This is a genomic window from Ureibacillus sp. 179-F W5.1 NHS, assembly GCF_045369345.1.
GTDB classification, from domain to species: Bacteria; Bacillota; Bacilli; order Bacillales_A; family Planococcaceae; genus Ureibacillus; species Ureibacillus halotolerans.
Genome location: NZ_JBIQFG010000011.1, coordinates 76,545 through 87,801 on the forward strand (window position 1 = coordinate 76,545; position 11,257 = coordinate 87,801).

Consider the following 11,257-nt stretch of genomic DNA (forward strand, 5'->3'; position numbering starts at 1 on the left):
TACCAATTTTACACATCCTTAATATCGTTTTTGGAATTTATTTCGAATCATAATTGCGATCGAGTTCATTAAAATCAAGAAAATCATTAACACAATAATCCCTGCAGCCGCAACAAACTGGAATTCTTCTTGCGGACGTTTTGCCCAGTCATAAATTTGCAACGGTAATGTTGTAAATTGACTTAACAAACCATCAGGTAAGAATTGTAAAATAACCGGAATACCTAGGACAACAAGGGGTGCCGTTTCTCCGACAGCTCGGGATAAGGCTAAAATACTACCTGTTAAAATCCCTGGAATAGCTGCTGGCAATACGACCCGCGTAATTGTTTGCCATTTTGTTGCACCCATTCCATAAGAGGCTTCCCTTTGCTCTTTCGGTACAGCACGAATCGCTTCCTGTGCTGCCACAATGATGACAGGTAATATTAACAAACTCATTGTAAAACCTGCAGCTAAAATACTTTTTCCTAATAGGAACATTCGAACAAAAATCGTTAAACCAAGTAAACCAAATACGATCGATGGAACACCGGCTAAGTTCGAAATATTCATTTGAATAAATCTTGTAAATTTATTTTTCTTTGCATATTCTTCTAAATAAATCGCTGTTCCAACACCTAAAATGATGGATACAGGTGCGATAACAAGCATTAAATAGATGGAACCAATTAAAGCTGCTTTAATTCCTGCTTTATCTGGGAAACGAGAACCGAAGTTATTAAAGAAATCCCAGTTTAAATAGCCAGCACCTTGAGAAACGATACGTACAAGTAAAATGACTAATGTAAGCAATGCTAATCCTGTAGCGGCAAGGAAAACCGTTTTCCAAACCTTGTTTAATTTTAAACGTGATTTCATCCGCTTCATTACGTCAGTATTATCGATGTATTTCATTTTAATACTCCTCCCTGAAGCGTTTCGAAATAAATTGCGCTAGTAAATTCATAAGTAATGTAAAGACGAATAATGTAAATCCAACAGCGTAAATCGAGTAATAAATTGTTGTACCATAACCAGCATCACCAGATGATACTTGAACGATGTAAGCTGTCATCGTTTGAATCGATCCCGTTACATTGAAATCAAATGTTGGTGTCGCACCACCAGCAAGGGAAACGATCATTGTTTCACCTATAGCACGGGAAACAGCTAATACGACCGAAGCAATAATCCCTGATAACGCAGCAGGTAATACAACTTTTAAAGATACTTCTAATTTCGTAGCACCTAATGCTAATGCACCTTCTCGAATTGAATTAGGAACGGAGCTCATTGCATCCTCTGATAATGATGCAATCATTGGTAAGATCATAATACCTACCACAATCCCTGGGCTAAGCGCATTGAATATTTTCAGCGACGGTATCAATTCTTGAAGTAAAGGTGTTACAAATGTTAATGCGAAAAATCCATAGACAATTGTAGGTACACCAGCTAATACTTCTAAAATTGGTTTAATGATTCGACGGGTCTTATCCGAAGCGTATTCACTTAAATAAATGGCAACTGCAATACCTAATGGAACTGCGACACATGCTGCGATGACTGAAACTTTTAAAGTTCCTAATATTAAAGGTAATACCCCATATAATGGTTCTCTACCTGAGAACGGTAGCCATTCAGTACCGAATAAGTAGTCGGTAATTGATACTCTCTGAAAAAATTCAAACGTTTCAAAAATAAGTGTCATGACGATTCCAATGGTAGTTAAAACTGAAATTAATGCAGTAATGACTAATATAATCGGCATACATTTTTCTATAAATTTTTTCCCTTTTTTGTTTCGAGATTGGGCAATCATATCTTGGACTGAATGCTTTTTCTCTAATCCTTGAGAAGCCATAATGCAAACTCCCTTCAATATACGTAAAAAGATTTATTGGTCGTACTCTACAAGTTTTTAATTCAATCTGAAAACAAATTTTTAAATGGATAAACCGAAGCTACATCGAAGGGTTTACTTCATAATCTAAACATGGAAAGAGAAAAGTGTGAGATGCCAAGCTTACACAGTGGTATGGCCCCCACACTTTTTTCATTCATTTTATTATTTTAAACCTTCTAAAGTCTTTAAACCTTCTTCATACTTTTCATCTGGTAATTTTACATAGCCAACAGCTTCTGCCATTTCACCAGCATTTTCTAAAGTATATTTCATGAAATCATAGAAAGCTTCGTTTTCTTTTAATGCACTATTTTTTGCATAGACGAATAATGGACGTGAAAGTGGAGTATATTCCCCAGATTCGATTGTTTCATTTGTTGGTGCAACACCGTCAACTGTTACAGCAGTTAATTTATCTTGGTTTTCTAAGTAGTAAGCATAACCGAAGAATCCAATCGCATTTTTGTCAGAAGCAACACCTTGAACGAGTACGTTATCATCTTCCGATAATGTAGCTGCATTTTCTAAGTCTGCACCTTCTAAAATTACTTCATCGAAATAATCGTACGTACCTGAGTCAGTACCTGGCGAGTAATATACGATTTCTTCGTCTGGCCAAGATGGATCAATATCAGACCATTTTTTTGTTGTTCCATCTTCAACCCAAAGTTTTTTTAACTGATCTACTGTTAATTCAGTAGCCCAATCGTTTTCTGGGTTAACGACAACTGTTAAACCGTCAAAGGCAACTTGAAATTCTGTATAGTCAATTCCAGCTTTTTCTAATTCAGCTTTTTCTTCATCTTTAATTGGACGTGATGCGTTAGAGAAGTCAGTTTCTCCAGCGATAAATTTCTCAAAACCACCGCCAGTACCAGATACACCTACAGATACTTGTACATCCGGTTGAACTCCAGCATACTCTTCCACAAGTGCTTCTGTAATTGGTGAAACTGTTGATGAACCATCACCTGCAACAGTACCTGTTAATTGAGCATCGCCTGATTCTGCTGTTTCAGTTGCGTCGTTTGCATTTGTTGCATCTTCATCTGTTTCCGAACCACAAGCTCCTAAAAGTAATGCTGAGCCAAGTGCGGCTGTCATCGTTAAGTACTTCCACTTTTTCATCTCTTATTTCCTCCATCAATTTCATAGTAAGTTTGTCTTACAAGTAAAACTATAATACTAGTTTGTTGATGTCATATAAATGAATTGTAAAGAGATTGTAAATCGTTATGATAAATTGTAAATGCGATTATTGTTTTCTATTTCTTAAAACCCCTTTAATAAAACCTATTCTATTTTTCATAACCAAAATAAAAAACCCCGTAGAAAATGGATTCTACGAGGTTGTTCGATTATTCATTTACAGTTTGTTCTTTTGTATTTTCATCAATTTTTTCATTAGTCGTTGGTGGTAAAATTTGTTGTTTCACTGAGCTTGAAGATAAACCTTCTTTTGCATATTTATCTTTCAATTCAAAATAAACGTCTAAAACTTCTCTAGCAATTTGGTTACCCGTTGGCAACGAAATATTATAGTTCGTTGTTGCCCAAGGAATTAACACTGCGTAAGCCACTTCTGGATTTTCGTATGGAGCAAACCCAACATGGGCAAGGGTAATCGCATCTGTACCGTATTTTTCTCGTAGCGGTCCATAGTATACTACCTCTGCAGTCCCTGTTTTCCCAGCAGCTGTATACGGTGTATTAGAGAAGTAAGATCGGGCAGAACCTTGATCTCCTACATAAACTTGGCGGAGACCTTTTCTCACCTGATTGATTTCTTCCGGTGTATTGGAAATTCGATTTAAAATTTTCGGTGAAACTTCCTCAACAACTGGTCCTAACACTTCCCCATCTTCAGACGGTTGGCGAACTTCTTTTAACATACGCGGCTGGATGCGGTAGCCACCGTTGGCAACTGTTGAAATATATTGCACCATTTGCATTGGTGTATACGTATCAAATTGTCCAATCGCTAAGTTTAAAATTTTACCTGTGTTATCCAGTTCCCCTTGGAAACCTGCAAACTCATTTGGTAAATCAATACCTGTATTGACACCTAAACCAAATTGGGCATATCCATTACGCATTGTTTGTAACGTATCATCTTGAATTCTAAAGCCCATATTGTATCGGTATCTTGTACCAGCAATCATCATCGCTACTTGGAACATGTAGGAGTTGGAAGATCGCTCTAGTGCTGTAATATCATCTAGGGGAATCTTTCCATGTCGGTTGAAAATGGAACTTTTCGGTTCTGTTCCTGCAATTTTAATTGGTTGGTCGATAAGTTTAGTTCCAGGTTCGATTACACCTTCCGAGTAACCCATTAATAGGGTTGCGGCTTTTACTGTGGAACCGACCTCATAAGCCGTTGTAAAAGTACCGTAGGAGTAATCAACAATATACTCTTTTCCGGTTTTACTATCTTTTTCGATTTTCTTTCCGACAACAGATAATAATTCGCCGGTATTCGGATTCATCATAACAAAGAAAGCACGGTCTAAAAGTTCTGAATGACTTTTTGCTTTCAATTCAAGCAGCTTTTCTTCCACAATTCGTTCTGCTTCTGCTTGAAGTTCAATATCGATCGTCGTAACAAGGTCGTTCCCCGGTTCCCCTTCGTACGTCGTCACCGTGTCGACAACTTCCCCTTGCTTATTCGTAATATTTTTCACAACGGATTTTTGACCTTGAAGTAATTCTTCATAGTACGCTTCAAAATAACTTTCCCCTACCCGGTCGTTACGGGAATAGTCTCTTGCTAAATAGTAATCAAGCTTCGATTTCGGTATCCCTTTACTTGGTACCGTCGTTCTACCTAAAATAGCAAGGGATGATAATTTCACCCGTTTCCAATCGGTAGTCGTATTAACTCCCGGTAAATCAGATAAACGTTCTGATACACGGGCAAATTCTTCATCTGTTACATTTTCACTTTTAATGATTTGTGGTGATAAATTATATCCAGATGCCATTTCACGGTAGATCGCCAAAACTTCTAGATCGAATTGGGTTAATTGGGCTAATTCTTCTTCTGTAATCCGTTCACGAACTAAACGATCCAGTTCAGATTGTTTCTCCGACTTCCCTAAGTCTTCATTAGCATTAATTTTATCCTCTTCTTCTTTTGTTACTTTTGCATAAGCAGCATCTTTATTTTTCATAATCCAAAAATCCTGCTTATCCCGTAAAGTAACCCGATCTGTTGGCTGTTCTATTAACATTGCAAGTTGTTCGGCAATGGCTAACATCTCTTCCGTTTTTGTCGATTGCATTTTCGTATATGTAATGGCATTTTCCGGTTCGTTATCGACTAAAACCCTTCCGTAACGGTCATATATTCTACCACGAGGTACACTTGTATTGACTGCCACTTCTTCCGTTCTTTCGAGTGCTGTCACATACTCTTCCCCTTTGACAATTTGTAAATAGCCAAGTCGGAATATTAACGTGGAAAATAATATGAAAATAGAAAAGAAAAGGACATTCATACGAAAGGACAAACTAGCACGATGTTTTGCCTTCACACTAGATCCCCGTTGCGTTTTTAGTTTTCTTCGCAATGCAATCCCCCTCTCTTAATTACTAAATGATGATTAGTCCATACTCTCTAGTATATCATTCGAACCTTTCATTAAAAAGCTATGAAATGAAGATTCTCCAAGTTTTGTGACGGAAAAAAATGAAAATGGTTCCATTTATAAAGTAAGATTTATTCAAATGTTAGGAAAAAATTTCAGTATGTCTTTACCGTTTATACTTCATAATTCTATTGTTCCTCAATGTCCTTCTTTCAATTATCGATTCGATAAAAAAGGACAGGTATATGACATACCTATCCTTGTCGTTTATAATTGTTCTTTTTTCTCCATAACATTGATTCCAATCCCCATGAAAATGATTGTCATGAATAATAGAACGCCAAGCGGTTGAACTAATTCATTCATTGAACTACTATGAATCGTTACACCATTCAATAAATCTAGACCATAGGTAATTGGCGAAACATAAGATAAAGCTAAAATTGCTTTGGACGAAACAATTTCTAATGGCCAATAAGCCCCACCAAGCATCGCTAATGGAACAGCTAAAACTGAAATGTACGCATTAAATCGTCCGCTCGTTCCTGCTACCGATGCAATGAAAAAGGCTAAGGCGACGATACATAATAAATAGGGAATGACAACAAGCAATGTTTTACCGAATCCTCCGTAGAAGTCAACACCGCCAACATAAAAAATGGATAAAACGAGAACGACTTGCAAATACCCTATTAGAAAACAATAAATAACATTTGCTAAATAAACTTCCGTTTTTCCTATCGCTGAAATCGTTAATCGATCCCAAATGAACGTTCTTCTTTCCATTACGATATGAGCAACGCCATTTGCTACTGTATAAATAACCATAAATAAAGTAAATCCGAATAAACTATGCAGTTTTGGATTCCAAACAAAATCCCCATCATTGGAAAAGTTTAAATATTGAATTTGAAAACTCGGTTGTGCATCGGCACTCTCGATAATTTCTTCTACATTAATGGATGGATTATCATCGTATGCTCCTATTATGGCCTGTTGTTGCGTAAATTCACCATAAATCCGATTTAATTGATTTTTTAATAAGGCCGCATCTAAATAGCTTGGAGAAATGATTAATTCAAATTTCTTTTCCATTAAATGCACAGCTACGTCCGTATTTCCATCCTTAACCATTTCTATTGCTTCTTCTTCATCATAGAGAGTAAAATCGATTTCTGGAATTTCTTTCAGCTCCAATAGAAATGCTTCGGTTTGTTCCTGATCCAAATCTGAATAAACAGCAATCGGCATTTTCGATTGTTGGCCGAGACCTAAAATATAGGCAAAAGTACAAATAATGATTGTGATAATAATGAACCCTGCAGGTTTCCGAAGTAACAATAAAAATTTTGTTTTTAAAATGTCGATCATACAATCCCACCTCTTTTCGGGAACAGAACTACAGCAAGCACTATAAATAAAATAGCTAATATCGATAAATGAATAATATTCGGCATTATTTCCACCATCGAGGCGTTTTGATAAATTTTTAAATAGCCATTTAACGCTGCACCATTCGGCGTCCACATCCCTAGTTCCGCTAGCCATGGAGATAAACTACTAATATTAAAGTAACTCCCCCCTACAAGGGCAAATACAGAGACAAAGGCATTGGAAAATACATTTGACGCTTCCCCGGAATTTGTTCGATAGTTTACGGAAGATAATAATGCTGCCAGTCCTCCTACTACAATTGAAAGAAGTAGTGTAATAATAAGAAACGACTCCCATTGGGCAAAGGAAATATTAAAAATAAAATAGGCAAAGGTAAATAATATACCGACTTGCACCATCGCAATAATGATTGTTGCCGTCATAATACTAAACAAATAAGTAAGGGGATGAATACGAGCTAATAAAACACGATCAAAAATATGAAAATACTTTTCTACAAATGCTTGGCTTGCCAGGGTACTTGCAATATATAAAATGAACATCACCGTCATACTAAACGTATAATACGTACTTGAAGTAATCTCCTGTTGCGAATCTATCGTCCGAATATCAGAAGTAATCTCCATTTTAGGCAATGAGTCAATATTTGTAGGGACACCACTTTGCGCCAATGATGAAGCTAATGAATATTGTTGTTGATAATAATCTAAAATGGATTGAACAATCGTCGAAGTAATTTTCTCACTCTCATTTAAATACACATTAAAAGTCGGTTTTTCACCTTGTAAATAAATCGACGATAAAAAATCGTAAGTGAAATTTTTAGGAACTTCAAGGATAGCAGCATATTCTCCACTTTCCTTTGCATCCTCTACTTTTTCAGGATCCAACTTAGTTACATGGATAAATTGTTTCATCTCTTCGTTCGTTTCCATTTGTTCAACTAGGATAGAAATAGGTAACATGTGCTGCAGATACTTCTCCATGTCGCTTGTTCTATTGATAAAATCCTTTGCTTCAAGTAGAAATTGATCGACTTGTTGCATTTCATCATCTTGTTGCACGATGGCTAACTCAACTTTTGAAACTTCATTTTCCCCTTCCCATAATGCCCCTAGTGCAAAACTTAAAATCGTTATGAGAACGATCGGCATGAATAGAAGGATTAACAGTTCAGTTGGACTTCGAAATAAAATCGTAATTTGTTTTCGAATGAGTGATAAAAACATGGGCTATCCTCCTAGTTCCTTAATGCCCGACCAGTTAAATGTAAAAAAACATCCTCTAAGCTCGGTTCTTCTACTTGGAAGCTTTTTAATCGAACCCCACTATTGTTACTAAGGGTAAGTAATGTTGGCAAAAAATTCATATCTTTTGAAACGGTAAAGGATATTTCTGTTTCGTTCACATTGATATTTGATAACGTTGGTTCTTGTAATAAGACATTAACGAATTCCTTTGACTGTCGCTCTAGTTTAATGAGAATTGTATTTTCGGAGGATAAAATGGATTTAATTTCATCCTTCGTTCCGGAAGCGATAATTTTCCCTTTATCCATAATGTAAATTCGTTTAGCAATGTATTCGACTTCTTCCATATAATGACTTGTGTAGATAATCGCCGTATGAAATTCTTCATTCAATCGTTTAACCGTTTCTAAAATATGGTTTCTCGACTGGGGATCAATTCCGACCGTCGGTTCATCCATAATTAAATATTTCGGTTCATGGAGTAGGGCAACACCAATATTTAAACGGCGTTTCATCCCACCTGAATAATGTTTCACTTTTTTCTTCGATTCATTTTGAAGACCGATTTGTTCTAAAACGACTTCCATTCGTTCCTCTAATTTTTTCTTTGGCATTCTATGAATACTACCAAAAAATTTTAAGTTTTCTTGTGCCGTTAACTCGCCGTATAGTGCAATTTCTTGAGGAACAACACCTAGAATTTTTCGTAGTGCTACCGGATTTTTTATAATACTCTGTTGATTTAGAAAAACATCTCCCGCAGTTGGTGGAATTAAAGTAGAGAGCATTGCAATGGTCGTAGATTTCCCCGCGCCATTCGGACCTAATAGACCTACGATTTCACCAGGCTCTATATATAAATTCACTTGATCGACAGCATTCACTTTTTTAAATTTTTTCGTCAAATTCACAACTTCAATCATCATTTCCCCATCCTTTCTATCCATACAATACCAATTTTCATCCATTGTTATAAGTAGCGGTCGTCATCACTCGATATGACTTCAGTCACTTTTCAAAAGAAAAAGCGGTCGAAATTATTCGCCGCTTTAAACTATTCCTTTCTTCACTGCATAGATAGCTAGTTGAGTTCGATCACGTAAATCGAGTTCTTGTAATATATGGGTAATGTGATTTTTCACCGTACCTACAGATAAGAATAAACAATTTGCTATTTCTTTATTTGTCTTGCCTTCTCCGATTAGTTTTACTATTTTTAGTTCCCGTTCTGTTAAAGGAATATTCTGAGTTGGAGTGTTGGAAGAAACCGTTTGTTTAAGCAATTTGGGCATTAACTTTGCTGCCACATCTTCTTGTAATACTAATCCACCATCCATCACACTTTGAATGGAAGAAAGTAATTTTGTCGGTTCGGAAGATTTTAGTAAAAAGCCGTTCGCCCCATCCTTCAATGTTTCATAGGCATAGGCATCATCATCAAAAGTTGTTAATATAATAATCTTCATATCGGGAAATTGAGCTTTTATTTTTTTCGTTGCTTCGATGCCATTCATTTCCGGCATCCGAATGTCCATCAATACGAGATCTACATGTAAATTCCTAACGATTTGTAGGGCTTCAAGGCCATTACTCGCCACCCCAACAATTTCGTATCTATCATCCTGTTCAATGATCATTTTCAATCCGTTTCGCACTATGGTTTGATCTTCAACTACTAAAATTTTAATCGTCAAACTACTAAACTCCTTTTTCTTCTAACTTCACTTCTTCTTTGGAAAGATTGAATGGAAAGGATCCACTTACGATAAAATGTTCATCCGTTCGGACCATACGTAATTCTCCCCCAATTTCCTTTAATCTTTCTTCCATATTAATTAACCCAAACCCTTTCATAAATGGCAGACTAGAAATAAATTTATTTTTCACTTCAAATTGAATATGTTGTAAAGAATTGACCTTTAATATAACTTCGACTTCCTTGGAGCTACTATGTTTCATCGCATTCGTTAAACATTCTTGTAAAACTCGATACAGGACAACACTTTGTTGGTTCGATATCGGTAAAGATAAAACACCTTTTTCGAGGGTGAAACGAATATAAATTCGACTTTCCATCTCGAGCTTCCGAATTAATTGAATTACCGATTGAATACCGGAAGTTTCAAAGGATTTTAATTGCCTTACTGCAAAACGGGTTTCTTCCAAACTATCCCTCGCAAGTTGTTTCGCCTCTTGAATGCTATCCGTACTATTTTGTATCGACATCATTTCAAGTTGCATTAATAAAGATGTCAACTTATGACCGACTGAATCATGAATGTCCCTTGCAATTTTCGTACGCTCTTCCGCCCGGACGAACTGTTCTTGCTCGACCGACATTCTTTTTAACTGGCGATATTGGGTAAGGAGCTGTTCAAAAACCTTTTCCTTACGACCGACTTCCTTTACATAATGGTTGAGCATAAAACAACATAAAATGATACTTATCATTAACAGCATGTCATAAAAGGGTATGTAGTGTAATAAAGTGAATGTTGCGATAACACCAATCGATAAACTAAACAATAAATAGAAAGTTCGATCTTTTAGCTGCAACGTGGCTTCTACCATTATAAAAGCAAATAGAGGTAATACATATACTAGTTGAATTGAAGCAAATGAATACAAGGTTATTAATAAAAGAATAGCGAGATAACTGTAAAACGGTTTTTTCGTAAGGGGTAAAAGAAAATAAAAACAAAGAATGCCGCTCATTATAAATAAGGTTGTAGTAATCGAGCTATTCGTTTTTTGAATTATATGGACAAGCATTGTCCCAATTGTCACTGAGAGACAGCAAATGCGAAATATCAATACTTTCATCATCATTCACCTTTTTTCCAAGGAATTTCCTATCATCTCTTTCCATTATATAGTGGGCTTACAATATTTTATATGTGAAAATAAAAAAGGAGGAGAACAAGCCTCCCCCTATTAAACAGCATAAGATGTTGTCCTGATTTTTTTGCTAACACCAATCCCATTTACTTACCACTAGTATAAAAGTACTTGTTTGTAATAAATTTTACAAAATTAGCAACTTTTAACTTCCCTCGGAAAATAAATATCCGCCTGTAAAACAGGCGGTTTTAGTAACGCCCTATAAGGGCTCCTTACTAACTGCCCCTAAAGGG

The 11,257-nt window shown here is 36.2% G+C and carries 9 protein-coding genes; all 9 read right to left on the reverse strand.

What is annotated here, in order from left to right; translation table 11 throughout:
* Positions 1 to 18: 18 nt before the first annotated feature.
* Positions 19 to 897 (reverse strand): phosphate ABC transporter permease PstA, encoded by an 879-nt coding sequence (pstA, locus tag ACH0B5_RS07590; RefSeq protein WP_122971896.1) that lies wholly within the window; start codon positions 895 to 897, stop codon positions 19 to 21.
* A 1-nt stretch (position 898) separates the two neighbouring features.
* Positions 899 to 1,846: a phosphate ABC transporter permease subunit PstC gene (gene pstC, locus ACH0B5_RS07595; protein ID WP_122971897.1), complete on the reverse strand. Its 948-nt coding sequence runs from the start codon at positions 1,844 to 1,846 to the stop codon at positions 899 to 901.
* Positions 1,847 to 2,050: 204 nt separating this feature from the next.
* Positions 2,051 to 3,016, reverse strand: coding sequence for a PstS family phosphate ABC transporter substrate-binding protein (locus ACH0B5_RS07600; RefSeq protein WP_122971898.1), 966 nt, complete (start codon positions 3,014 to 3,016; stop codon positions 2,051 to 2,053).
* Between the two features lie 230 nt (positions 3,017 to 3,246).
* On the reverse strand, positions 3,247 to 5,460 hold the full coding sequence (locus tag ACH0B5_RS07605) for a penicillin-binding transpeptidase domain-containing protein (protein ID WP_406927654.1): 2,214 nt from the start codon (positions 5,458 to 5,460) through the stop codon (positions 3,247 to 3,249).
* 285 nt (positions 5,461 to 5,745) lie between these two features.
* Positions 5,746 to 6,849 (reverse strand): ABC transporter permease, encoded by a 1,104-nt coding sequence (locus ACH0B5_RS07610; RefSeq protein WP_406927655.1) that lies wholly within the window; start codon positions 6,847 to 6,849, stop codon positions 5,746 to 5,748.
* Entirely contained in the window at positions 6,846 to 8,102 is a 1,257-nt protein-coding gene (locus tag ACH0B5_RS07615; protein ID WP_122971900.1) for an ABC transporter permease, read from the reverse strand. The genes ACH0B5_RS07610 and ACH0B5_RS07615 overlap by 4 nt, the downstream gene beginning before the upstream one ends.
* Before the next feature lie 11 nt (positions 8,103 to 8,113).
* Positions 8,114 to 9,046, reverse strand: a complete 933-nt coding sequence (locus ACH0B5_RS07620; protein ID WP_341362267.1) for an ABC transporter ATP-binding protein — start codon at positions 9,044 to 9,046, stop codon at positions 8,114 to 8,116.
* 126 nt (positions 9,047 to 9,172) lie between these two features.
* Positions 9,173 to 9,817 carry a response regulator transcription factor gene (locus ACH0B5_RS07625; RefSeq protein ID WP_277749715.1) on the reverse strand — a complete coding sequence of 215 codons (645 nt, stop codon included), beginning with the start codon at positions 9,815 to 9,817 and terminating at the stop codon, positions 9,173 to 9,175.
* Positions 9,818 to 9,821: 4 nt separating this feature from the next.
* A complete protein-coding gene (locus tag ACH0B5_RS07630; protein ID WP_206613375.1) occupies positions 9,822 to 10,946 on the reverse strand; it encodes a sensor histidine kinase in 1,125 nt (374 codons plus the stop codon).
* Positions 10,947 to 11,257 lie beyond the last annotated feature (311 nt).